This window comes from Acinetobacter sp. AS23 (assembly GCF_023612055.1).
GTDB lineage: Bacteria > Pseudomonadota > Gammaproteobacteria > Pseudomonadales > Moraxellaceae > Acinetobacter > Acinetobacter oleivorans.
The window spans coordinates 1,358,409-1,383,803 of the sequence record NZ_CP082274.1; the positions used below are offsets into that span (position 1 = coordinate 1,358,409).

The 25,395-nt window shown below is 38.7% G+C and carries 25 protein-coding genes; 5 read left to right on the forward strand and 20 right to left on the reverse strand.

What is annotated here, in order from left to right; all coding sequences use genetic code 11:
* Positions 1 to 91 precede the first annotated feature (91 nt).
* The 10 genes from gloB to K6I41_RS06395 form a co-directional block, all read right to left on the reverse strand.
* Positions 92 to 823 carry a hydroxyacylglutathione hydrolase gene (gloB, locus tag K6I41_RS06350; protein ID WP_049837023.1) on the reverse strand — a complete coding sequence of 244 codons (732 nt, stop codon included), beginning with the start codon at positions 821 to 823 and terminating at the stop codon, positions 92 to 94.
* Positions 824 to 984: 161 nt separating this feature from the next.
* Positions 985 to 1,680, reverse strand: coding sequence for a methionine ABC transporter permease (locus K6I41_RS06355; protein ID WP_004791423.1), 696 nt, complete (start codon positions 1,678 to 1,680; stop codon positions 985 to 987).
* Complete coding sequence (locus tag K6I41_RS06360) at positions 1,677 to 2,702, reverse strand: methionine ABC transporter ATP-binding protein (RefSeq protein ID WP_005306792.1); 1,026 nt, start codon at positions 2,700 to 2,702, stop codon at positions 1,677 to 1,679. Before K6I41_RS06360 ends, K6I41_RS06355 begins: the two co-directional genes overlap by 4 nt.
* A 75-nt stretch (positions 2,703 to 2,777) precedes the next feature.
* Complete coding sequence (locus tag K6I41_RS06365) at positions 2,778 to 3,650, reverse strand: MetQ/NlpA family ABC transporter substrate-binding protein (protein WP_192835474.1); 873 nt, start codon at positions 3,648 to 3,650, stop codon at positions 2,778 to 2,780.
* Between the two features lie 485 nt (positions 3,651 to 4,135).
* The gene (gene purD / locus K6I41_RS06370; RefSeq protein WP_250375428.1) at positions 4,136 to 5,419 is read right to left on the reverse strand and encodes a phosphoribosylamine--glycine ligase; all 1,284 of its coding nucleotides are present in this window, start codon (positions 5,417 to 5,419) and stop codon (positions 4,136 to 4,138) included.
* A 124-nt stretch (positions 5,420 to 5,543) separates the two neighbouring features.
* The gene (gene purH, locus K6I41_RS06375; RefSeq protein WP_013197325.1) at positions 5,544 to 7,118 is read right to left on the reverse strand and encodes a bifunctional phosphoribosylaminoimidazolecarboxamide formyltransferase/IMP cyclohydrolase; all 1,575 of its coding nucleotides are present in this window, start codon (positions 7,116 to 7,118) and stop codon (positions 5,544 to 5,546) included.
* 85 nt (positions 7,119 to 7,203) lie between these two features.
* Positions 7,204 to 7,473: a DNA-binding transcriptional regulator Fis gene (fis, locus tag K6I41_RS06380; RefSeq protein ID WP_001086304.1), complete on the reverse strand. Its 270-nt coding sequence runs from the start codon at positions 7,471 to 7,473 to the stop codon at positions 7,204 to 7,206.
* A 376-nt stretch (positions 7,474 to 7,849) separates the two neighbouring features.
* A complete protein-coding gene (locus K6I41_RS06385; RefSeq protein WP_250375429.1) occupies positions 7,850 to 8,695 on the reverse strand; it encodes a DUF3426 domain-containing protein in 846 nt (281 codons plus the stop codon).
* A gap of 12 nt (positions 8,696 to 8,707) precedes the next feature.
* Complete coding sequence (gene prmA, locus K6I41_RS06390; protein ID WP_250375430.1) at positions 8,708 to 9,613, reverse strand: 50S ribosomal protein L11 methyltransferase; 906 nt, start codon at positions 9,611 to 9,613, stop codon at positions 8,708 to 8,710.
* A gap of 155 nt (positions 9,614 to 9,768) precedes the next feature.
* Positions 9,769 to 10,062, reverse strand: coding sequence for a lipase chaperone (locus tag K6I41_RS06395; protein WP_013197328.1), 294 nt, complete (start codon positions 10,060 to 10,062; stop codon positions 9,769 to 9,771).
* A gap of 231 nt (positions 10,063 to 10,293) precedes the next feature.
* On the opposite strand from K6I41_RS06395, the gene mnmG reads away from it, so the two are divergent.
* On the forward strand, positions 10,294 to 12,174 hold the full coding sequence (gene mnmG / locus K6I41_RS06400; protein ID WP_013197329.1) for a tRNA uridine-5-carboxymethylaminomethyl(34) synthesis enzyme MnmG: 1,881 nt from the start codon (positions 10,294 to 10,296) through the stop codon (positions 12,172 to 12,174).
* A gap of 377 nt (positions 12,175 to 12,551) precedes the next feature.
* Here the strand turns inward: mnmG and K6I41_RS06405 are convergent, their stop codons facing one another.
* Complete coding sequence (locus tag K6I41_RS06405; protein WP_004791440.1) at positions 12,552 to 13,559, reverse strand: helix-turn-helix transcriptional regulator; 1,008 nt, start codon at positions 13,557 to 13,559, stop codon at positions 12,552 to 12,554.
* 229 nt (positions 13,560 to 13,788) lie between these two features.
* Between K6I41_RS06405 and K6I41_RS06410 the strand changes: the two genes are divergently transcribed.
* The 4 genes from K6I41_RS06410 to K6I41_RS06425 are packed head-to-tail and all read left to right on the forward strand — an operon-like array spanning position 13,789 to position 17,491.
* Positions 13,789 to 15,339: a circularly permuted type 2 ATP-grasp protein gene (locus K6I41_RS06410; RefSeq protein WP_250375431.1), complete on the forward strand. Its 1,551-nt coding sequence runs from the start codon at positions 13,789 to 13,791 to the stop codon at positions 15,337 to 15,339.
* A gap of 22 nt (positions 15,340 to 15,361) precedes the next feature.
* On the forward strand, positions 15,362 to 15,958 hold the full coding sequence (locus K6I41_RS06415) for an alpha-E domain-containing protein (RefSeq protein ID WP_250375432.1): 597 nt from the start codon (positions 15,362 to 15,364) through the stop codon (positions 15,956 to 15,958).
* A 2-nt stretch (positions 15,959 to 15,960) separates the two neighbouring features.
* A complete protein-coding gene (locus tag K6I41_RS06420; protein WP_250375433.1) occupies positions 15,961 to 16,740 on the forward strand; it encodes a transglutaminase family protein in 780 nt (259 codons plus the stop codon).
* Between the two features lie 16 nt (positions 16,741 to 16,756).
* Positions 16,757 to 17,491: a proteasome-type protease gene (locus K6I41_RS06425; RefSeq protein WP_004791447.1), complete on the forward strand. Its 735-nt coding sequence runs from the start codon at positions 16,757 to 16,759 to the stop codon at positions 17,489 to 17,491.
* Between the two features lie 58 nt (positions 17,492 to 17,549).
* Here the strand turns inward: K6I41_RS06425 and alr are convergent, their stop codons facing one another.
* From alr to cyoB, 9 genes are all read right to left on the reverse strand, one after another.
* Positions 17,550 to 18,620 carry an alanine racemase gene (gene alr, locus K6I41_RS06430; RefSeq protein ID WP_250375434.1) on the reverse strand — a complete coding sequence of 357 codons (1,071 nt, stop codon included), beginning with the start codon at positions 18,618 to 18,620 and terminating at the stop codon, positions 17,550 to 17,552.
* 32 nt (positions 18,621 to 18,652) lie between these two features.
* Positions 18,653 to 20,098 carry a replicative DNA helicase gene (dnaB, locus tag K6I41_RS06435; protein WP_004791451.1) on the reverse strand — a complete coding sequence of 482 codons (1,446 nt, stop codon included), beginning with the start codon at positions 20,096 to 20,098 and terminating at the stop codon, positions 18,653 to 18,655.
* Between the two features lie 198 nt (positions 20,099 to 20,296).
* Positions 20,297 to 20,743, reverse strand: a complete 447-nt coding sequence (gene rplI / locus K6I41_RS06440; RefSeq protein ID WP_004700828.1) for a 50S ribosomal protein L9 — start codon at positions 20,741 to 20,743, stop codon at positions 20,297 to 20,299.
* An 8-nt stretch (positions 20,744 to 20,751) separates the two neighbouring features.
* Positions 20,752 to 20,979 (reverse strand): 30S ribosomal protein S18, encoded by a 228-nt coding sequence (gene rpsR, locus K6I41_RS06445; RefSeq protein ID WP_004791454.1) that lies wholly within the window; start codon positions 20,977 to 20,979, stop codon positions 20,752 to 20,754.
* Positions 20,980 to 20,990: 11 nt separating this feature from the next.
* Positions 20,991 to 21,374 carry a 30S ribosomal protein S6 gene (gene rpsF, locus K6I41_RS06450; RefSeq protein ID WP_004791455.1) on the reverse strand — a complete coding sequence of 128 codons (384 nt, stop codon included), beginning with the start codon at positions 21,372 to 21,374 and terminating at the stop codon, positions 20,991 to 20,993.
* 184 nt (positions 21,375 to 21,558) lie between these two features.
* The gene (cyoE, locus tag K6I41_RS06455; RefSeq protein ID WP_005306754.1) at positions 21,559 to 22,437 is read right to left on the reverse strand and encodes a heme o synthase; all 879 of its coding nucleotides are present in this window, start codon (positions 22,435 to 22,437) and stop codon (positions 21,559 to 21,561) included.
* A 10-nt stretch (positions 22,438 to 22,447) separates the two neighbouring features.
* Positions 22,448 to 22,777 (reverse strand): cytochrome o ubiquinol oxidase subunit IV, encoded by a 330-nt coding sequence (locus K6I41_RS06460; protein ID WP_004643325.1) that lies wholly within the window; start codon positions 22,775 to 22,777, stop codon positions 22,448 to 22,450.
* The gene (gene cyoC / locus K6I41_RS06465; protein ID WP_005306751.1) at positions 22,777 to 23,397 is read right to left on the reverse strand and encodes a cytochrome o ubiquinol oxidase subunit III; all 621 of its coding nucleotides are present in this window, start codon (positions 23,395 to 23,397) and stop codon (positions 22,777 to 22,779) included. Before cyoC ends, K6I41_RS06460 begins: the two co-directional genes overlap by 1 nt.
* Positions 23,398 to 23,401: 4 nt before the next feature.
* A complete protein-coding gene (cyoB, locus tag K6I41_RS06470) occupies positions 23,402 to 25,393 on the reverse strand; it encodes a cytochrome o ubiquinol oxidase subunit I (RefSeq protein ID WP_004791462.1) in 1,992 nt (663 codons plus the stop codon).
* Positions 25,394 to 25,395 lie beyond the last annotated feature (2 nt).

Consider the following 25,395-nt stretch of genomic DNA (forward strand, 5'->3'; position numbering starts at 1 on the left):
GTAAATGTAAAAAATAATTACAGGCAACAGCTAATAGGCAAAAAGATACAGTTCTTAAAATGAAACCGTATCTTTTTTTTAAAGCTCAATTTTAGAAATTATCTTTAAGAGTACGTATATGTGCAAAGTCTTCAACACTTTCTGCGCGAAGAAAGGGATTGGTTGCCAATTCAAGTTCAATCGTACTTGGTAGCGTGATTAAACCTTGTTTACGTAGTTCTCGGACTTCTTGAGCTCGTTCTGCTAAGGCAAGATTATGCGGTTCTACCGTTAAAGCAAATTCGGCATTTGAAAGCGTGTATTCATGTGTGCAATAAACTTTTGTGTTGGTTGGTAATGCTGCTAGACGACTCAGTGAGTGATACATTTGTTCAGCCGTACCTTCAAATAAGCGACCACATCCCATTGCAAATAAAGTATCACCACAAAATACAGCTTCTAATTCTTCAATAAAATATACAATGTGCCCTAAGGTATGACCTGGAGTTGCAATAATCTCTACTTTTAAATCATTAAATTTTAGATGATCATCATGTTGTAAGGGGTGGGTAATTCCCGGAATCTTTGTGAGCTCATCACGGGGACCATAGACAGTAATATTTTGAGCAGCCGTTAAATCAGCAACACCACCTATATGGTCTTTATGCCAATGAGTAAGCCAAATTTGTTTTAAATTTAACTGATGCTTCTGACAAAATTGGGTGACTAGTTCTGCTTCTGTTGGGTCAACTGCTACAGCTTCTTGGGTTTCAGTATCTTCTAAAATCCAGATATAGTTTTGGAGGGCATTCTGCACATCAATAAAATGAATTCTATAACGCATTGTTTTATCCTGAAACTAAATCCAAAGAGTAAATGAATAATAATGACTAAGTCTGATCATACCAGAAAATGGTATTGAGCCATGTACTCAACTATCTTTAAGAAAAGAGTTGTATAAAACAAAAAAAGCCCTCTAGAAGAGAGCTTTTTTGTATGGATGACTTAACGGAGTTTAGCGAGCCAGTTTCCTAGCGTTTGTACAATCTGTACTAATAGTAATAGGATAATGACTGTTAAAATAACAACGCTGGTATCAAAACGTTGATAACCATAAGAAATCGCTAAATCACCAATACCACCTGCACCAACTGCGCCAGCCATAGCGGTTGCACCGATAAGACTGATTGTCGCTGTTGTAAGGTTTAAAATGAGCGAACTGCGTGCTTCAGGCAAAATAAAGCGATAGATAATTTGCCAAGGTGTAGCACCCATTGCTTGAGCAGATTCAATAATTCCTTCATTGACTTCAAGCAATGAAGTTTCAATCAGACGTCCCATATAAGGACCAACATAAATAGTCAATGGAACAATAGCTGCCCATGTACCAATTGAAGTACCTACTAACAGCTTAGTAAGAGGAATCACTGCAATAAGTAAAATAATAAAAGGGAGGGAGCGTAAAGCATTTACAATTGGATTAAGTAAATGATAAATCACTTTATTCGGTAAAATGCCCTCTGGACGGGTAACTAATAAAATAATTCCCTGAATAAATCCCCAAATACCACCAAACAAAAGTGCGAAGAAAACCATATTAAAGGTTTCTTGCAAAGCTGTAACGAATTGATCAATAGAAAGGGAGCTGTGCCAGAAAGGTTGAGTAAGTTCAGTTAACCATTGTACGATTAAATCTCTCATACTTGATCTCCTGATTGAACTACACCTACTTCATTTTGTTCCAAAAACTCAATAGCTTGTTTGATGAGCTGAGGATCACCTAAAAGCTGCACAAACATTTGACCAATGACTGTGCCATTAATTTCAGTCATATTAGCAAATAAAATATTTAAGCTAATATCGAATTGTTTAATTAGTGACTGAATTACAGGTTCTTGAGCAGAACGTCCTAAAAATTGTAAGCAGTAAATACTATGATGATGCTGGTTTTCGAGCTGATTTAAAATATTTACAGGCAACTGTTGATGTAAAACAGTTTGAATGAAGTTTTTAGTCGTTGGATGTTGAGGTTTACTAAAGATATCAATCGTTGAACCTTGTTCAATGACTTTACCTGCTTCCATCACAGCCACATGATCACAAATAGTTTCAATGACATCCATTTCATGGGTCACCATAACAATCGTGATTTTTTGCTCTTGATTAATTTTCTTCAGCAGTTCTAAAACTGATTTGGTAGTTTGCGGGTCTAGAGCAGAAGTTGCTTCATCACACAAAAGAATTTTTGGATGATTTGCCAAAGCACGGGCAATACCGACACGTTGCTTTTGTCCGCCAGAAAGTTCATCTGGATAAGCATCTTTTTTATGCTTAAGATCAATGAATTCCAATAACTCATTCAGGCGTTTTTCACGTTCTACCTTATTGTAATTCAGTAGGCGCATTGGCATTTCAATATTTTCAGCAACTGTCTTGGTTTGTAGCAGATTGAAGTGCTGGAAAATCATTCCAATACTTGCACGTTCCTGACGTAATGAGCGCGCATCCAAAGCGGTGAAATCTTTCTGATTAATAATGATTTGACCTTCTGTTGGTCGCTCAAGTAGGTTGATCAGGCGGATTAAGGTACTTTTACCTGCACCACTATAGCCAATGATGCCAAAAATACTGCCCTCTGGAATCTCTAAATTGATTTCGTCGAGTGCGCGTATGGTTTGACTTTTGAGCTGATAGTGCTTTGAAATGTTTTTAAATTGAATCATATCTTCAGAAACTATGCTGGAAAGAAAAAACAGGCAAAGAGAATTTGCCTGTTTCACGTTTGGGCTATTATATTACTATTTAGCTTCTGAGAGATAGCTGATTGGTTTGTCTACGTCAACTTTTGTTCCACCAAAGTGTTCTTCAATGTATTTTTTAACAGCTGCATTGTGGTAAAGCTTACCAACTTTTTGCAAGACAGGATCATTTTTACGTGATTCAGCAGTTGCTAGAACGTTGACACTAATTTTTGAGATTTGATCAATAGGTTCATAGAACATAGAATCTTTGAGTACGTTTAAACCTCCCTCGAGTGCTATGGTATTATTTAATACAACTGCATCAAATTCATTTTTAAGACGTAATGCAGTTTCCATTTTGATTGGTTTGATGTTGATCTTTTTGGGATTTTCGATAACATCAATTGGACTGCCCTGAATAGGATTAAAGTCAGCTTTAAGCTTGATTAAGCCAGCAGTTTGTAACAAGAGTAGCGCACGAGATTCGCTGGCAGCATCATCCGGGATTGAAATAATTGCACCTTCAGGAAGTTCTTCAATTTTTTTGTATTTACTTGAATAAATCCCCATTGGCTCAATATAAGTGGTAGAAACCGCTGCAATCTTATCCGGGTTTGAATTATTAAATGCAGTAAGATAAGAATAAGCTTGGAATGCGTTCAAATCTACTTCTTTATTTGCAATTGCTGTATTCATTGAAACGGAGTCTGTGAAGTTTTTCACTTCTAACTTTAAGCCAGCAGCTTGGGTTTCAGGTAAAGATGCGATATAACGCCAAATTTCAGCATCCGAACCTGTAGAGGCAATCACTACCGTTTGTACTTTGGTACTATCATTGTTTTGTTCGGCTTGTTGAGCATTTTCTTGTTTGCTACATGCTGTCAATAATACTACTGACATGCTTAAAAAAAGGCTGATCAGCTTTTTCATTTAAAAAAGTCCTGATTAAGATATAGAACAATAACGATTGATCTATATCAATATGAAAAGAGAGGAGTTGAAATTACAACTAGTCTAAACTCTGTGATCTTTTTCTGGGGTTCCATAATTTGCTTGCATATTTTGGCTATAACAGAGGGTAATTGTTTAATAAACAAAAACTGTTTCCCCAAACAGTTCATCCCCAACAGTAGCCAAACGAGCATTCATAAATTTAGAATATTAAAAAACTCTCTACAGTCATAATGTGTAGAGCAAGTCTTTATGGAAATTATTAAAACAGCAGTGTCTGATGACAGTTACAACGTTATGCTAATGATATCAATAAAAGTATGCTTGATATAGGGGGCTTCTTTTTATTTGTTGATATCTTTAGCAAAATTTTAAAGATTTATACGATTTTCTTATATCGTGATACGTAATAAAAAAGCCTCTATATAGAGGCTTTTTTATTAGCATTTAAACTTGTAGGTTTTTTAAGCTTTTTCACGTGCAATTGCGCGGTAGCCAATGTCATTACGATATTGCATACCAGTAAAGGTAACTTGACCACATACTTCTAGCGCATTAATTTGTGCTTCAAGAACGCTGTCGCCCAATGCTGTTACGCAAAGAACTCGACCACCAGAAGTCACGATATGACCATCTTCACGAGTTGCAGTACCTGCATGGAAAATTTTAGTATCTTCAGGTGATTGTCCGATACCAGAAATTACATCACCTTTGCGTACACTATTAGGATAGCCTTCAGCTGCGAGTACAATACCGATTGACTTGCGTTCATCCCATTCAGCTTCTTTTGGTAAATTACCAGCAATACCAGCTTCTACCAATTCAACAAGAGATGATTTTAAACGCATCATGATCGGTTGAGTTTCAGGGTCGCCAAAACGACAGTTAAACTCAATCACACGTGGTTGGCCTTGCTCATCAATCATTAGACCAGCATATAAGAAACCAGTGTAAACATGTCCGTCAGCAGCCATGCCATCAACAGTCGGACGCATGATTTCAGTCATAACGCGTTCGAAAATGTCAGAAGTTACCACTGGAGCAGGAGAGTAAGCACCCATACCACCGGTATTAGGACCTTGATCGCCTTCAAAAATACGCTTGTGATCTTGTGAAGTTGCCATTGGTAAAATATTTTTACCATCAATCATACAAATGAAAGAAGCTTCTTCACCCGCAAGGAATTGTTCGATTACAACACGTGAACCAGCATCACCAAATTTGTTGCCAGCAAGCATGTCATCAATTGCTGCAAAAGCTTCTTCGTTGGTCATTGCAACGATTACGCCTTTACCGGCAGCAAGACCATCAGCTTTAATTACAATTGGTGCACCATTTTTTTCAACATACGCTTTAGCTGTATCTACTTCAGTGAAAACGTCATAGAAAGCAGTTGGAATGTTGTGACGCTTTAAAAAGTGCTTAGCAAATGCTTTTGAGCCTTCAAGCTGCGCTGCATATTGAGTGGGTCCCCAAATTTTTAAACCTGCTTCACGTGCAGCATCTACTACACCATTAACTAATGGTGCTTCTGGACCAACAATAATAAGATCAACATTATTTTCTTTAGCAAAAGCAATGATTGCTGAGTTGTCTAAAATATCAAGTTGAACATTAACACATTTGTCTTCTGTTGCAGTTCCAGCATTACCTGGTGCAACAAAAACTTGAGTAACATTGGTATCTTGCGCAATTTTCCATGCTAAAGCATGTTCACGACCACCACTACCTAAAACTAAAATATTCATTTTTAATTTGTTCCTTAACTTTAATCCTTTTCATCTCCCTCTATCCCTCAAGTTGGAGAGTTAGCTCCATTATTGTGGAAAACCCTCCTGAATAAAAGGAGGGTTAGGGAGGACTAAATTTAAATTAGTGGCGGAAATGGCGCATACCAGTGAAGACCATTGCAATACCAGCTTCGTCAGCTGCTGCGATTACTTCTTCATCACGCATAGAACCACCTGGTTGAATAATGCATTTAATGCCAGCTTTAGCTGCATTATCAATCCCGTCACGGAACGGGAAGAATGCATCAGATGCCATCACAGCACCTTCAACAACCAAACCAGCATGTTCAGCTTTGATGGCAGCAATACGAGCTGAGTTAACACGGCTCATTTGACCTGCACCAACACCAATAGTCTGGCGATTTTTCGCATAAACAATTGCATTTGATTTTACATATTTCGCAACTTTCCAAGCAAAGATGAGGTCATCAATTTCTTGTTCAGTTGGTGCGCATTTAGTGACTACTTTAAGATCATCTTTAGTAATCATACCTAAGTCTTGATCTTGAACTAATAAACCGCCATTAACGCGTTTGTAGTCAAGTTGTGGTGCACGTGCATCAATTGCAGGTAATTCGCCACATACTAAAACACGTACGTTTTTCTTAGCGCCAGTAACTTCAAGCACACCATCAGCAATACTTGGAGCAATAATCACTTCAACGAATTGACGGTCAACGATTGCTTGAGCAGTTGCAACATCTAACTCACGGTTAAATGCAATAATGCCACCGAAAGCAGATTCTGGATCCGTTGCATAAGCTAAATCGTAAGCAGCTTTAATGCCGTCTAAAGAAACAGCAACACCACAAGGGTTAGCATGTTTTACAATTACACAAGCAGGTTTTGCGAATGATTTAACACATTCAAGTGCAGCATCTGTGTCAGCAATGTTGTTATAAGACAATTCTTTGCCTTGTAACTGTTTTGCCGTAGAAACGGATGCTTCTTTTGCATTTGCTTCAACATAAAATGCAGCAGATTGGTGTGGGTTTTCACCGTAACGTAGATCTTGTGCTTTGTTCAATTGAGTATTGAACGTACGAGGGAATAAATCAGCTTCACCTTCGGTCTTACCAACGCGAGCGCCTAAGTAAGAAGCGATCATGCCGTCGTATTGAGCAGTATGTTCAAATGCTTTAACAGCTAAATCAAAACGTGTTTCATAAGAAAGTGAACCAGCAGTTTTTAATTCATTGATTACGGTGTCGTAATCTGAAGCATTTACTACAATACCTACAGAAGCATGGTTTTTAGCAGCTGCGCGAACCATTGTAGGACCACCGATGTCGATATTTTCGATTGCATCAGGAAGGGTACAGTCAGGTTTTGCAACTGTCGCAGCGAATGGATAAAGGTTTACAACAACTAGATCAATCGGATCAATGTTGTGTTCTTCCATTACTGCTTCGTCTAAGCCGCGACGAGCAAGAATACCGCCATGAATTTTTGGATGTAATGTCTTAACACGACCATCCATCATTTCAGGGAAGCCAGTATGTTCAGATACTTCAACAACTGCGATGTTATTATCTTTAAGCAACTTGTATGTGCCGCCTGTAGATAATAATTCTACCCCTAAAGCTGCAAGGTTTTGAGCAAATTCGACAATTCCTGTCTTATCAGATACAGAAATCAAAGCACGTTTAATAGTCATGATGTTTAATTCAACAATTTCAAGTCTACGGATTAAAACCAATAAGCATAAAAAAATGCCCACGAAGTCGTGAGCATTTTATCATTTATTCACTCATTAAACCGTGAGCTTTTAACTTTTTACGTAAAGTGCCACGGTTGAGTCCAAGAATCTCTGCAGCACGGGTTTGATTACCACGTGTATATTCAAGAACTACAGATAAAAGAGGTTTCTCCATTTCTGCTAGCACCATGTCATATACCTGAGATGGTTGCTCACCTTGCAATTGTGCAAAATAATGACGAACTGCGCGATCCACGTGGATGCGAAGAGCAACATCAGATTGTGCAGTAAAAATAGGAGATTTGCTATTCATGCGAGTTAATCCGAAAATCAAATACTAACTTGGATAAAGTAGTATATAAATGTGGTCTAAAAATACGGAGTCCTGTTTTAGATCCTAAAACAGTGACTCTAAAACATAAGAACAATTAGCTTGCCATATTTCTTCGTATTGAATAAAAAATAAGCGTAACAATAGTTAAATATTTGTTACAGCTCCCTCAAAAACAAAAAAAGTTAGGCTATGTGCTTAAAGTAGAAAAGCACACATGCTTAACAGTATTTTTTTTGGATTGAGAGCGAGGAGTATATGAGTCAAAGCTTTCGTGGCGCGTATCATACCATTGTCTAGGAAAAAGTGAGCAAATTAACTGCATTTTTTTTTATTTTTTTTTCACTTTTTTTACATTTTAGGGGTGGACAATTTCTAATCGATAATTTAATAGGCTTTTTTTGCTTTTGTTTAGCTCAAATTGGAATCGGAAAGGAGTATCAGAGGGGATGCGCTGAATACCTCTTAAGTTTTCAACAAGATATTGTTGAGGAGTCAATATAATTTCTTCTGTTTTATTTGGCTCTGTTGAAAAACTCAACTTTAGGTTGGGAAGTTCAATACTTTTATCATTCTGATTAAGTAATATGCCTGAGAATTGCGTATGACTTGTGTCAACTTTGCGAAGCTTTAACTTTTCTATGTAAATAAGTTGATATTGTTCGGCTGACTTATTGCAGTGCATTATTCCGCAAACATAATTAAACGCATGGCTAACGGTTGGGCTTGCATGCATGAGCTTAGGATTAAACCAGAGAATTTGAAAAGTAAAAACTAAAATTAAAATAAGGTTAGCAGAACTCCAGAGCGTGTAGTACAGCCAACTATGCTTTTTATTATTGTCTTGTTCTTGCGAGGAATTTTGTTCAGCTAAATTAAGATTTGGTAGGGCGTTAATAGGTTCGTTATGAAAATAATTTAAGTTGTTGAGATAGGTTAAAAGATCAATATTCGAATTTTCAACTTTTTGATCAAAGATATCTAGCACGTGTGAATGTGTCATATATCTCGTTTGCATTGAGCCGTTGGCTAATGTAGATGAGTTAACTATGACAGGATTTTCAATATTAATCAGATGGGTGAGTGCATTAAAGCTTGAATCACATTTAGGGCAACAAACCATACCCTGAGCAACAGTCAATTGAGTAAGAGATACTTTATAAACTGTTAAACACTTAGGGCAGCGGGTTTGTTTTTCATTCATGAGTTAAAAGTCTCAATTTATTGTTTTACGTTTTCCTGAAATGCGACACCAGTTCTCTTCGCGCTTTTCGACATCTAATATATCAAAAAATTCAGAATAAACACCTGAAACATCAGCAACTTGCTCTTCAATTACACCTGCGAGTGCGAACTCACCCTCAGATTTAATTAAATTTGCAAACTCTGGTGCAAGTGCCATTAATGGACCAGCCAAAATATTTGCAACTAGAACATCTGCTTGCTGAGGTTTGAACTCTTGATCGAATTCTTCAGGAAGGCCTACATATAGTCCGTCTAATACCCCATTAAGTTCAGCATTTTGTTTTGTTGCTAAAACAGCTTGAGGGTCAATATCTGTGGCATATACTTTTTTTGCGCCTAATAATAAAGCGGCTACACCTAAAATGCCTGAACCACAACCATAATCAATCACGATCTTATCTTTAACGTCAGTTTTACCTAGCCATTGTAAGCATAAGAAGGTACTTGCATGGTTACCTGTACCAAACGCAAGACCTGGATCTAACTTAATGTTAGTTGCATCAGCTTCTGGTGGCTCTATCCATTCAGGTACGATCCAGAACTTTTCCCCAATTTGGATTGGTTCGTAATAATCCATCCATGCGCGTTCCCATACTTGGTCTTCAAGTTCTTCGTGACGTATAGGAGCATCTGGAAGTTGAGCTTTTAAGAAAGCTTCTAAAGTGTCGACATCAATTGGGTCTTGTTCGTCTTGTTGATAGATGCCTGTCACGATTACTTTGTTCCATAAAGGTGTTTCACCTGGTAATGGTTCAAGTAAAGCCTGATCTTCAGCATCATCCAGAGTTACGCTTACCGCACCTAGAGACATTAAAAGTGTTTCTGTGAACTCAACTTGTTCTTGATCAACGGTAATGTGTATTTGTAACCACTTCACGAAAAGGACCTAAAAATTTTATTTAAAGGCGTATTGTAGCGGACTAGATCATTTTAAAAAAGAAAGCGGCTCATCTTTAATGAGCCGTCTTTGAAAATACTGATGAGATGTGGCGGAAAATAAATAACTTCTTCTCTACCTTATTTCAAAACTGCTTAAGGAGCAGGGGCTTTAAATTGTAGTTTACCGTTTTCGTTTGGTTCACAAGTACCATTAAAGGTTACACCATTATGGCTATAAGATACCCATTCACCTTGCTGTTTTTTTACACAAGCTCTAAGTTCTTTTTGCGCAACTGATTTGCTCGAATCTGCAGTATGACTAGCTGTTTTGCTTGATTTAGCCGTATGAGTCGATTTAGCAGTATGATTCGTCGCAGCGTGGGTAAACGTTACGCCTGAAAAACAAAGGAGAGATGCGGTTAAGATTTTTAACATAGTCGTTTTCATTTTGTGTTCCTTCTCGTTGCGTTAATTTTAAAGTCGTAGAAGTGCTGTACATTTTTTATTCTAAGATGAAAAATTCTTAAAAACATTCACTTTGTATTGAATTCATGCAACAAAATGTCAAAACATGTGGAGTACCGTAAACCATGTGAAGACAATTTTGTAATTATGTACATCAATAAGCAGATAATTTTGCTATAATGTTTCGTCTTTTTTTTCTGGTGTTTTGTACTCATGCACTACCCTAAAGTTTATGATGTTATTGTTATCGGCGGCGGTCACGCAGGTACGGAAGCAGCCCTTGCTGCTGCGCGTATGGGACGACAGACTTTGCTTTTGACCCATAACATTGAGACTTTGGGTCAAATGAGTTGTAACCCAGCAATCGGTGGTATTGGTAAGTCGCATTTAGTACGCGAAATTGATGCACTTGGTGGCGCAATGGCGTTAGCTGCCGACAAAGGTGGTATTCAGTTCCGTATTTTAAACTCGCGCAAAGGTGCAGCAGTGCGTGCAACACGTGCTCAAGCTGACCGTGTGCGCTATAAAGCTGCCATCCGCGATACTTTGGAAAATCAAGCAAATCTTGATATTTTCCAGCAAGCAGCTGATGACCTGATTGTTGAAGGTGATACAGTTAAAGGTGTAGTTACCCAAATGGGTATTCGCTTTGATGCTAAAACTGTTGTGTTGACTACAGGTACATTCTTAGGCGGTGTAATCCACGTTGGTTTAGAAAAATCAAGCGGTGGTCGTGCGGGTGATCCACCTTCTATTGCACTTGCTCAACGTTTACGTGAATTAAAACTACCTGTGGGGCGTTTAAAAACTGGAACTCCACCACGTATTGATGCGCGTTCAGTTGATTTTTCAGTCATGATTCCGCAGCCAGGTGATTTCCCGTCTCCAGTCATGTCATTCATGGGTGATGCTTCTATGCACCCAGAACAAGTAAATTGTTATATCACGCATACGAATGAAAAAACCCACGACATTATTCGTGGTGGTTTAGATCGTTCACCAATGTATACAGGTGTTATTGAAGGTGTTGGGCCACGTTACTGCCCATCAATCGAAGATAAAATTCACCGTTTCGCTGATAAAGACTCACATCAAGTATTTTTGGAACCAGAAGGTTTAGATACACACGAGCTTTATCCAAATGGTATTTCGACTTCGCTTCCATTTGATGTGCAGTTTGAGCTTGTTCGCTCTATTCGTGGTATGGAAAATGCGCATATTTTGCGTCCAGGCTATGCGATTGAATACGATTATTTCAATCCGCAAGCTTTGAAATTCACTCTCGAAACTAAAGCGATTAATGGTCTATATTTTGCTGGCCAAATTAATGGTACGACAGGTTATGAAGAAGCTGGTGCTCAAGGTTTACTTGCAGGTTTAAATGCTGCGCGCCGTGCGTGGGAACAAGAAGAGTGGACACCTAAGCGTGACCAAGCTTACATGGGGGTGTTGGTTGATGACCTCATCACTTTAGGAACCAAAGAACCGTACCGTATGTTTACTTCACGTGCGGAATACCGTTTGATGTTACGTGAAGACAATGCAGATCAGCGTTTAACGACTGTTGGCCGTGAACTTGGTCTGGTTGATGATGTTCGTTGGGCTGCTTATTGTGAAAAAATGGAAGCGGTTGAGCGTGAAACCTCTCGTTTACAACATTTGTGGGCAGCACCAAATAACCCTATGGGTAAAAAATTCGTTGAGATGACGGGTGCTGACTTAAGTAAAGAATGTAGCGCAATTGATTTGCTTAAACGCCCTAATATTAGCTTTGGTCAAATTGCAGAACTTACGGGTTCTGAAGTTTCTGAGCAGGTTGGTGAGCAAATCGAGATTGCTGTGAAATACGAAGGTTATATTAACCGTCAGCATGAAGATGTGGCACAGTTAAAGCGCCTTGAAGAAACTAAAATTCCTACCGATTTTGATTATGACGTAGTGTCTGGTTTGTCTCGTGAAATTACCCAGAAATTAAAAACAGTTCTTCCGGAAACATTAGCTCAAGCAAGCCGTATTCCTGGTGTTACACCAGCAGCTGTTCAGCTTGTAATGATCACAATTCGTAAAAACAATATGATTAAGAAAACAGCTTAATCATTTAAGCGTACAAAAAGCCCAGTTAAGACTGGGCTTTTTTATTTTCTGTTCAAAAAATATATGGAAACTTCCTAAGGAAGAAAATAGATTTCGCTTCCTTTTTTTCTTATTTCACATATTTCAGGTAGCCAGTTATATTAAATTCACGTTCAAACAAGAGGGCTTTAACCATGACAATGAAATCAATTCGCTACAATGGATATGAAATGGCATGCCAATGTTCATGTTCAAAATAGCGCAAAAGAAAGAGCAGATCAGTTTTGTAGGGGGAGAACAGGCTGATCTGAAACAACTATAAATATAAGAGCCAATATAAAATTAAGAAAATTATAATTCAAAATCTAAAGAGAACCTTATGGTTCTCTTTTTTATATCTATTTATTCTCAGATTCAATTTCTCGAACAGCGTTGTGTACTTGAATTGGTTCAATATGCAGTAATTTTTTGCCAAAACTACGTAGCCACCACACCAGTTGAGATGTAAAAGGTACTGTTGCGGTAACCTCTACAATATTTTCTTCAAGTGGAATGATAGTTTGGTCCTTACTTAACTGACTTTCATAAAAAGTTCGAGCAGTTTGCTCTGTCATAGTTAATGTGAGCTGGATTGACTCAGTTGGCTGTTTATAGTCCACTCTGAAGCCTAAAGCACCTGAATCGATATAATGATCAATATCAAAATTGACAGGATGCAGTGCTCGACTATCTAAGACTTTTGCTGATTTAAAACGGTGCAAGGCAAATGTTTGAACTTCAGTTTTGTCATGCCGTGTGCAAATCAAATAAATTACTGCACCTTTTTGTACCAAAGCCAAAGGATTTAAAACATAAGTTTTGTCTTCACCTTGATTTACTCGAGCCTGATAAACACATTCAATTTGTTTGTCTTGGAGTAGACCTTCATAAATTGCTTGTTGAGCAGCACGGTCGACTACAGGTGGAATAAGTGGTTGGCTTGCGGGGACAATACGTACTCGGTTAATCCACTGTCTCACATTATTTTGTGTAGAGAGACTGCGTTTAGCTAAATCAAACCAAGGCCCCATCTCATCAAGCAGACTAGGTGGAAGCAAGTGTTTAAGGTGCTCCTCAACCATCATAAAGGTTACTGCCTGAGAGCTCGTCATGTGAGGTAAGCTCTGAATAGGCGCATCAGATTGCCACCGCCAGCCCTGAGGTACGGCCTTATTGCTTTCAATCGGAAAGCGCTGAGCAATTTGATTTAAATCACGCTGAATAGTCCTTAAACTGATATCAATACCTTCACGTTCAAGCATTTCTTGTAATTCTCGTGTTCCGATCCATTTACCGGTTGGAAGGCGCGACAAGATCTGCCATTGGCGATATAAACTATTCGAAGTTTCTTTTTCTATTACAGACATAAGCGTAATACATCTATATCCAATTGCTTTGGTGTCAACACAATAAAAAATCTTTACACATTTAGCAAGTTTGTCAGATTCGGTTTACTTAACCTTTTGGAATCGATGTTAAGATTTAGAAGAAGAAAGCTATAACAAAACACCGTAAAAAAATATTAAACATATATAAATGGCACTGAAATTGCTTATTTAAAAATGAAATATAGATAAATGATAAGACGAGGTGGTTATGTCAGAACAAGAGCATGAATTACATATAGATAATGATTTTTTTATACAAGAGCAGACAACTACGGCACTCATTGACCCAACCTCTTTTTTAGAACATATTTCCGTACAAACCAATTTATTTGAACAGCTAAAATCAGAGTTTTTTAATGAGATGCTGGATGATGTGACATCAAATGGAGCGGCTTCTAAAAAAATTGAACAATGGTTGAGTATTCGTACTTTAGATGAGTTAAAAGAATTAAATGCTCAAGCGAAGCAGCATTTTCTTTATCATGGAATTACTTTTAACGTATACGGTGATAAAGAAGGTACAGAGCGAACGATTCCTTTTGATTTAATTCCCCGGGTAATTGAAAAAAAACAGTGGGAGAAAATAGCTTCGGGCTGTGCGCAGCGCGTTAAAGCATTAAATTATTTTCTAGATGATATTTATCATGGACAACATATTTTAAAAGAACAACTGATTCCCGAAGATCAAATCATGGGGAATGAGGCTTTCCAACCCCATATGCTCAAACATGCTTTGAAAGGTAAAATTTATTCACAAATTAGCGGAATTGATATTATTCGTGATGGTGAAGGAGAGTTTTTTGTATTGGAGGATAATTTAAGAACACCTTCAGGTGTCTCTTACATGATCGAAAGCCGAAACATTAGCCAACAATTGATGCCGGAGCTATGTGCAGCTAATAATTTACAGGGAATTGAGCATTATCCAAAACTTTTAAAAGAAATCTTGCAGGAGAACTCACTTGCGGACCAGCCTTTTGTGGTGGTACTAACACCGGGACGTTTTAACAGTGCTTTTTATGAGCATGCTTTTCTAGCACGTGAAATGGATGTACCGCTGGTTACAAATCGGGATTTATTTGTAGAAAATGATCAAGTTTTTGTCAAAACTATTCGTGGGCGTCAAAAAGTAGATGTAATTTACCGCCGTTTAGATGACGATTTTCTAGATCCTTTAGCATTCCGACCAGACAGTGCATTAGGCGTGGCAGGTCTTATGTCTGCTTATTTGCAAAAAAATGTGGTGATTGCAAATGCGCCTGGAACAGGGGTGGCTGATGATAAATCTATTTATCCTTACGTAGACCAAATGATCCAATATTATTTGGGTGAAACCCCAATTCTAAAAAATGTACCTACTTATCAGTGCCGTAAAGATGAACATTTAGATTATGTGCTGTCTAATTTAGATCAATTGGTTATTAAAGAAGCACAGGGTTCAGGTGGTTATGGCATGTTAATTGGGCCTAAAGCCAGCTCGTGTGAAATTGATGACTTTAGAAAAAAATTGATCGCTACGCCTCATATGTACATTGCACAACCTACCTTAGCTTTATCTGTTGCTCCCACTTTAACGACAGGAGGGGTAGCTGAACGTCACATCGATTTGCGTCCATTTGTATTGAGCTCACCTTATCGTACAGAAATAGTACCGGGTGGCTTAACACGTGTGGCGATGCAGGCTGGCTCTCTAGTTGTAAATTCGTCCCAAGGTGGCGGTATAAAAGATACATGGGTTGTCGAAACATTACATTCCTGATTGTGGGTTAAAGAGGAACTTTATGGTTTTACTCAATTCGAGTGCGCATCAAATATATTGGTTGGGTCGATATTTAATGCGAGTTAAATTCGCAGCCTCTCATTTACCCTTTACACAAGATGAGAAAGCAACAAAATTTGCAGCAGCATTTGGTTTGGTCATAGAAAATGCTGAATTACTAAATCACTATATGTTAGACAAGAAGCAAACATTTTCATTACTGAACCAGTTCATTATTGCTAAAGATAATATTCAGGGACTAAGAGGTATATTGTCATCAAAGGCTTATGCAGAATTAAATCATGTTATTAACACACTTCAAGCTCAACCTGAAATCTTGAGAAATGCGGTTGGACAATGTACCCAAATACTAGAAGCGGAAAATGAAGATGTTTGTTTATTTCTGCATTTAGGTCAAAAAATAGAGCAATTTGATATTGAGTTACGTTTTGGGCAAGATTTATCAGCTCTGGTGTTGGAGCTAGATATTTTGGTGAAACGGCTTGCTGACTTAGGTTGGGAGACTATAGATCAAAATTGGCAAGTGCTGAAACAGCAACTTACGTGGGACGCTTATTATACTTTTACGCAGCAGTTGGAAAATATGTTTGAGGTCTAATTATGAAATTGATGGTTAATCATCAAACGCATTATAGCTATACGGAAACTGCTCAAAACAGTATTCAGTATATTAAAATGATGCCTCAAACATCGCCACATCAACATGTTATGAATTGGGCAATTAGCGTGCCGGGTGACAAAACGATCAAAAGGGACATATTTAACAATGTCTGGATGACGGCTAGTCAGCGCTATCAATACCAACATCTTACATTTATGGCTCAAGGAATTGTTGAGCTTCAAGATGTAGAGCTGGGTTGTGTAAATCTATCTACACCTACAAATTTGTTTTTGCAGATGACAGGTGCAACACGATGTGATCCAGAAATGTTGGATTTTGCTAGAAATATTGTAGTAGTCAAAGATCGAGAGCATATTGCATTGTTAAGTGAATATATTTTGCAGAAAATACTTTATCAGCCTGAAAGTACTTCAGTTCAGACAACTGCAACTGAAGCCTTTCATGCTGGAGAAGGTGTATGCCAAGATCATGCTCATGTTTTAATTGCAATGTGTCGTGCGCTACAATTACCAGCACGTTATGTCTCTGGTTATCTATTTGATCAAAACTATCCGCACCTTGCCAGTCACGCTTGGGCGGAAGTATTTGTAGAAAATCAGTGGTATTGTTTTGATGTAAGCAATCAGTTGTTTACACCCAAACATCATATCTACCTTGCAGTTGGCCGTGACTATCTCGATGTGGCACCTATTCGTGGTGTAAGAGAGCAAGGTGGAGTTGAGAACATGATGTCTGTGGTTCAAGTGTTGGCATGTTGAATGTAAAGAGAATGAAATGACTTATTGTTGTGCGCTAAGATTGGAACAAGGTTTAGTGTTTATTAGTGACACGAGGACTAATGCAGGAGTTGACCATATTTCTGTGTTCCGAAAATTGCATACTTTTGGCGTTACCGGAGAACGTTTTATTGCCTTGCAAACAGCCGGTAATTTAGCCACAACGCAAGCTGTTATAGGTCATTTGCAAAATGCGCTTACTTTACAGCAAGAGCCTAATTTATATAGTGTTAATACGATGTTCGAGGCAGCAGAACTCATTGGTAAAACTTTAAAAGCTGTTTTAGAGGATATTAGTTCGGACACTCAAGAACAAATGAATTATGCCTGTAGTATTTTGGTGGGTGGACAGATTAAAGGTGGTGATATGCAACTTTATAATGTCTATCCGCAAGGCAATTTTATTTGTGCAACGACGGATACACCTTATTTTCAAATTGGTGAAAGTAAATATGGCAAACCGATTCTGGACCGAGCTTTATATTATGCAATGCCATTAGATGATGCATTACGTTGTAGTCTAATTTCTTTTGATTCGACTTTACGTTCAAATGTTTCTGTCGGTTTACCTCTGGATGCGTTGATTTATATGAAAGATAGCTTTGTTATTCCGATGGGAAAACGAATTACAGAAGATGATCCTTATTTTTCACAAATCAGTAGGCAATGGTCGGATACTCTACGCCGCGGCTTACAAGAAATGCCAAAACCAACGGATGATTACTGGCGATAAAATTTTGAGTACATAAATAAAAAATCCAAGCATGCTTGGATTTTTTATATTTTATTATTTAACTGCTTTTACGACTAGGGCGATTACTTAGGCGACAGAGTAATTCATATCCTATTGTTCCGTTTGCATCTGCAACATCATCTACTAAACGGTGTGTACCCCAAAGTTCGACTGGCGTACCTAATTTTACTTGCATACCTGTCACATCGATTGCAAGCATATCCATGCTCACCCGGCCTACAACTGCACAGAGCTGTTTATCAATAGCGACATAGTTCTGTTTAATATAAGCTCGTGGATAACCATCACCATAACCTATAGAAACAATCGCGATATCCATTGCTTGCTTTGCACAGAAAGTAGAACCATAACCGACATGCTCATCAGGTTGAATATGGTTTAGTGCAATGACTTCTGCTGAAAAAGTCATGACTGGTTTTAAGTCAAGATCATGGACTATTTTATCTGCAAAAGGTGAAGCGCCGTAAAGCATAATACCTGGACGAACATAATCAAAATGTAATTCGGGCCATTTATAAATAGCAGCAGAGTTACAGCAAGATGCTAAAACTGGATCACAAGCTTGTTTAACTTGTAAAAATTGTTGCTTTTGTTGTTCGTTAAGCGGGTGCTCTACATCTGCATTTGCGAAATGCATCGCTAGCACACAGGTAAATCCTTCGGCTTTTAAAGTTTTAATAACTTCAATAATTTCAGTAACTTTAAAACCTAAACGGTTCATGCCGCTATTAAGCTTAACCCAGACTTTTAAACCTTGAGCGATGTATTTTTGCTTATGTTTAATTAACCATTCAAATTGTTGTTGATGGTGAATCACACATTCAAATTTTTGTTCAATTGCAATTGGCATTTCATCTTCAGAAAATACCCCTTCAATTAAAGTAACAGGTTGTTGAAATCCGAGTTCACGAATTTCTAAACCTTCTTGTAGGCAGGCGACACCAAAGGCATCTGAGGCATTTAAGGCTGCTAAACAGTCTTTGATTCCATGTCCATAAGCATTAGCTTTCACCATACTTACAATTTTTGAATTTGCTGCGAGTTGTTTGACACGGTTTAAATTATATTGAAGCGCATTGCGATCAATATAAACTGTTGCTTGGCGCACCCTCATTTACTCCTTTGGGCTAGAGATAGAGTTTATTCTTCATCATCATATTGGCTGTAATACTCAGGAGAGAGATTACTAAATCGAGTATATTGACCTTCAAAGGCAAGTCGAACTGAACCAATTGGACCGTTACGCTGCTTACCAATAATAATTTCTGCAGTGCCGGCTTCTTTGGACTCTTTGTTATAAACCTCATCACGGTAAATAAACATAATTAAGTCGGCATCCTGCTCGATCGCACCAGATTCACGTAAGTCGGACATTACTGGGCGTTTATTTGGACGGTTTTCCAGACTTCGGTTGAGCTGGGAAAGTGCGATAACTGGGCATTGCATTTCTTTTGCTAATGCTTTCAAACTACGTGAAATTTCAGAAATCTCACCTACACGGTTATCACCCATGCCAGGAACTTTCATGAGCTGCAAGTAATCGACCATGATACAACCAATTTTGCCATCATGCATTTTGGCAACGCGTCGAGCACGGGCACGAAGTTCCGTTGGAGGTAGGGCAGATGAGTCATCAATATACAAATGCATTTGTTGTAGTTGCAAAATGGTACCAGTCACTTTGGTCCATTCATCTGCATCTAAGTTACCCGAACGTAAATGTCCTTGGTGAACTTTACCCATTGCAGAAATAAGACGCATCGCAATCGAGTCTGCTGGCATCTCCATTGAAAATACTAGAGCGGGTAGCTTGTTATATTGCAAAACGCTTTCAACCAAATTCATGGCAAAAGTAGTTTTACCCATCGATGGACGTGCGGCAACAATAATTAAGTCGCCAGGCTGCATACCTGATGTTTTATTATCAAGTTCTAAGAAGCCGGTGGTTAAACCTGTAATATTGCCATCGAGTTTTGAGAGTTCATCAAGTTTACTAATTACATCGGCGGTAACAGAGCTAATAGATTTAGGACCTGCATCCTTTTTATTGTTATTGTGCTGTTCTGCTAAAGAGAAAATACTTGTTTCGGCCAAGTCTAGAATTTCACTAACACCACGACCTTTTGTGTCATAAGCATTTTGTAAAATTTCAGTACTGACTTTAATCATGCTGCGAAGCGTAGAGAACTCTTTAATTTTACTGGCATACGTTTCTAAGTTATAGAAACTTGATGGTGAATCAGCCATAAGCTGCATTAAATACTCTTCGCCACCAATTGCATCGAGTAAATTTTGTTTTAAGAGCCAGTCACTTACTAATACAGCATCATAAGGAGAGTTTTCTTGTGCTAGTTTCTCAATGGCACGATAGATATATTTGTGACGTGTTGCATAAAAATCATTTTCTTTTAATAAGTCGCTGACTTGTTCAAAAGATTCGGCAACTGTCATTAAGGCCGCAAGAACAGCCTGTTCAATGGCTAAATTGTGTGGGGGAGTGCGAAACTCTTTAAGTTGGCCTGATTCACTCGTCTTATTTTCTGTTGGAGATGAAAGAGTTAAAGAAGTGGCATTCGCCTGAGACATAATTAGACCTGATGATAAAGAAAGATGTACGCAAATAGCCTGTGAGGCCGAGAACTATCTTAAAACAAAATGAAATAAACTACCTAATTAAAAAACCAATTAAACTAAAGAACTGATCAGGAATTAATATATCTTATTTTAAAAATAGGGCACATAAAAAAAGAGCATGCAGAAGCATGCTCTTTTTTTGGTGAGAAATTACTCAGATACGATAGTAACGAGAACTTCTGCAACAACATCATGGTGCAATTGGATTGCGATGTTGAATTCACCAGTGTGACGAAGCGCGCCATTCGGTAAACGAACTTCTGCACGGTCAACTGTAAGACCAGCATTCGTTAAAGCGTCAGCGATGTCACGAGTACCGATAGAACCGAAGAGTTTACCTTCGTCACCAGCTTTAGCAGTGATAACGATGTTAACTTCATTCAATTGTTCAGCACGTGCTTGAGCAGCAGCTAAAATTTCAGCTTCTTGCTTTTCAAGTTCAGCGCGACGAGCTTCGAAAGCAGCAGTGTTAGCTTCAGTAGCTGCAACTGCTTTACCTTGAGGGATAAGGAAGTTACGGCCGTAACCAGCTTTAACTGATACTTTATCGCCTAATTTACCAAGGTTCTTAATGCGTTGTAATAAGATAACGTCCACAGATCACCTCACTTATGGTTGTCAGTGTACGGAATCAAAGACAAGTAGCGAGCTTGCTTGATAGCAAGAGCTAATTGACGTTGATAACGAGCTTTAGTACCAGTGATACGGCTAGGAACAATCTTGCCGTTTTCAGTGATGTACTGTTTTAAAGTATCGATATCTTTGTAGTCGATGTACACAACATTCTCAGCTGTAAAGCGGCAGAACTTGCGACGACGGTAAAAACGTGCCATTGATGTTCTCCTTATTCAGCGTCTTGAGCAACTTGCTGTGCTTCTTCACGTTGAGCTTTACGCGCACGCTTTTCTTCAGCACTTTTAGCAAGCAATGACTCTTCAGTGATTGCGTGTTCACGACGAATGATAAGGTTACGAATGATCGCGTCATTATAACGGAACAATTCTTCTAACTCATCAAGTGTAGTTTGACCACACTCAACATTCATAAGAATGTAGTGCGCTTTGTGAATTTTGTTAATTGGGTAAGCCAATTGACGACGGCCCCAATCTTCTAAACGGTGAATTTGACCTTCAGCTTCTTTGATCTGAGAGATATAGCGTTCAACCATACCTACAACTTGATCGCTTTGATCTGGGTGTACTAAAAGTACGATTTCGTAATGACGCATTGTCAGCTCCTTACGGTTTAAACAGCCCCTAATAAATAAAAAATTAGAAGCAAGGAGTCATAACTTGAAAGTTATGTCGCAAAATTTGCGAAGGCTGAATTATAAGTAAAAGTTCGACTAAAAACAAATCTTTTGATGAGAAAAGTAAAACTTCTTTAATATCGAGGAGGAAATCCTCCCTTATTTAAAAGAGAGGAAGATTTGGAGCAGGGGATTGATAGGTAAAGCTAAAGCTCAAACTTAACAGGGTAATTAATATGACCGAGTAAAGGAAAAAACGTTTAGCCCAAAGTTGGTCATTTTCAGCTTTAAAGCCAATAATTGATAAATAGAACCAATATGCTGTTAATGCATTAAAAGTTACTAGAAAAAATATATTGGTATAGCCAAAACAATATAAACCATTCAATACGGCTGCAAACAACACAATATAAATGACACACTCTACTTTCGTACGATAAATAGAACGTGCAACAGGCAGAATGGGGATTCCCGCATTTTTGTAATCGTCAAAACGATAAATAGCAATTGCCCATGAATGTGGCATTTGCCATAGCGCGTAAGCTAAAAACAAAAGTAAAGCGGCTACATCAAAATGATGAGTTACTGCTGTATAACCAATAACAGGAGGGCTCGCTCCGGAAATACTACCAATGACGGTTTGATGGATTGAGGTGCGTTTTGTCCACAAACTATAAAAACCGACATAGACAACAAAACCAATCATTGCAAACAAGAAAGCGTAAGCATTTACACCGAACCACAAAATACTAAAACCGATAAGTCCAAGAACAAATGCATATATAAGTGCAACAGTAGGAGAGATGGTTTTTTTGACTAATGCACGGTTTTGCGTGCGCTGCATTTTTGTGTCGATGTCTTGGTCTATCACATTATTTACAACACAACCAGAAGCGACAACTAAAGTTGTTCCAAGTAAGGTGAGTAGTAATAATAAGATGTCTATAGAGCCTTGGGCGGCTAAGAAAAAGCCGCCCAAGGTGGTAATGAAATTACCGAAGAGAATTCCTGGTTTAGTCAGGAATAGATATTTTTTCAACATGACAATCAGTTTAGATCATCATATTGTAGTGAAGGTAATTCATAATCCACACAGAACCGATTAAAAGCACAGCGATACATAAGATTGTGTAGATGAATGCAATCATATTCCAGCGTTGTTCAGATGATGTATTCATGTGTAGGAAGTACACAAGTTGTACAAGAACCTGAGCAACAGCAGCGATAGCAATTACTGTAACTAAGATGCCACGACTGAAACCACCCGCCATCACCATCCCGAACGGGATGATGGTGAGGATAACAGAAAGGATAAATCCAACAGTGTATTGCTTAAAGTTACCGTGTGACGCACCTGCAGCATTATGGTCATGACTACTCATTAGAGAACTCCCAGTAAGTAAACGACGCTGAATACACAGATCCAAACGATGTCAAGGAAGTGCCAGAACAAGCTTAAGCAAGCTAGACGACGTGTATTCGGTAATGTCAAACCTTTAGTTTTGATTTGATACATCAATACCAACATCCACACTAAACCAGAAGTTACGTGGATACCGTGTGTACCAACCAAAGTAAAGAACGATGATAAGAATGCACTGTGAGTTGGACCATGACCTTCTTCTACAAGGTGATGGAACTCATAAAGCTCCATTCCAATGAACGTTGCACCAAAAAGGAATGTAATAAATAACCAAGTGATAACTTGATTCACATTCTTTTTATAAGATGCAAGTACAGCAAAACCGAAAGTTACCGATGAAATCAATAAGGCAAATGTTTCAGTTAAAACGTAACCTAATGAATCATGGAACAGGTCATATGCACTTGGAGTTCCTGGTGGAATATGACTGCTTAATACAGCGAACGCAATGAAGAGTGATCCGAAAAGAATCAAGTCACTCATCAAGTATGTCCAGAAACCAAAGACCGTTAAGTCAGTATCATCATGTTCATGATGACCATCGTGGCCGTGGTTGTCGTGATGAAGTACTTCAGCCATTTCCTTAGTCCTTCTTCAAGTGTTTTTCAAGTAAAGCATAGCGTTCGTTTTCAATACGCTCAACTTCAGCAGCAGGAACGTAGTAATCAACATTCTTAGTGAATGAGCTTACGATCAAGCTAACAACAGCTGAAACGAATGAAACAACAACGAGCCACCAAATATGCCAGATGAGTGCAAAGCCAAGAAGAGTAATGAACATTGCAATGACAAAACCAGCAGCACGATCAGTCGGCATGTGGATGTCTTCATATTTAGTATTACGTGCGTATGCTACACCATTTTCTTTGTCAGTCCAGAAACGGTCAATACCGCTTGCATCTGGTTCATGCGCAAAGTTATAGAACGGAGCAGGGGAAGAAGTCGCCCATTCAAGCGTACGTGCATCCCATGGATCGCCTGTAAGGTCCATGTTGTCTTTGCGTTGTAAGAAACCAACAATGATTTGCATTAAGAAACATGCAATACCAATCGCAACGAGAACAGCACCAAATAATGCAATTGCAAGGTAAGGGTCCCATTCTGGGTTGTCATATGTATTCAAACGACGAGTCATACCCATGAAACCAAGGATATAAAGTGGCATGAATGCAAAATAGAAACCGAAGAACCAGAACCAAAACGCAGCTTTACCCCATGCTTCATTGAGCTTCCAACCAAACATTTTTGGCCAGTAGTAAATGATGCCGGCAAACATACCAAACACCACACCACCGATAATTACGTTATGGAAGTGAGCGATCAAGAATAATGAGTTGTGTACAAGGAAGTCCGCAGGTGGAACAGCCATAAGTACACCAGTTAAACCACCGATACCAAATGTAATAAGGAAGCCAAGCGTCCATAACATTGGAGTAGTAAAGGTGATGCGACCTTTATACATGGTGAATAACCAAGAGAAGATTTTCACACCAGTAGGAATCGCAATAACCATGGTCATGATACCGAAGAACGCGTTAACGTTCGCACCAGCACCCATGGTAAAGAAGTGGTGAAGCCATACAACGAACGCAAGAACTGTAATCGCGATAGTTGCATACACCATAGACTTGTAACCGAACAACGCTTTACGAGAGAAGGTTGCAACGATTTCTGAGTATAGACCAAATGCTGGTAATACTAAGATATATACTTCAGGGTGACCCCATGTCCAGATCAAGTTCACATAAAGCATTGGGCTACCGCCAAGCTCATTTGTGAAGAAATGGAAACCGAAGTAACGGTCTAGAGTTAACATTGCAAGTGTACCTGTTAATACAGGGAACGATGCAATGATTAATACAGCCGTACAAAGTGAAGTCCACGTAAAAATAGGCATGTCCATTAATTTCATGCCAGGTGCACGCATTTTGATGATGGTAACGAAGAAGTTAACACCAGATAAAAGCGTACCTAGACCAGAAACCTGAAGTGCCCAGATATAGTAGTCAACACCTACACCAGGAGAATATTGAATGCCAGACAGAGGAGGGTAAGCCATCCAACCAGTCGCAGCAAATTCACCTAATACAAGTGAAAGCATCATCAAACCAGCAGCACCAGCGAATAACCAGAAGCTTAAAGAGTTCAATAATGGGAATGCAACGTCACGAGCACCAATCTGTAATGGTACAGAGATGTTCATCATACCAACAACCAGACCCATTGCTACGAAGAAGATCATGATTACACCGTGTGCGGTGAAGATCTGGTCGTAATGGTCTGGGTGTAGATAACCTTCGCCGCCGCCTTTAGCGAGGAAAAGTTGTAGACGCATCATAATTGCATCGGCGAAACCACGCAAAAGCATGACCACAGATACAAGAATGTACATGATACCAATTTTTTTATGGTCTACCGTAATAAACCACTCATTCCACAAGTATCCCCATTTTTTGAAATAGGTGATACCGCCAAGCACAACAATTGCACCAAGTGCCATAAGGACCATGGTGACAAGCACGATTGGCTCTGTCGGGATAGAGTCCCAACCCAGTTTACCAAAAATCATATCCATGT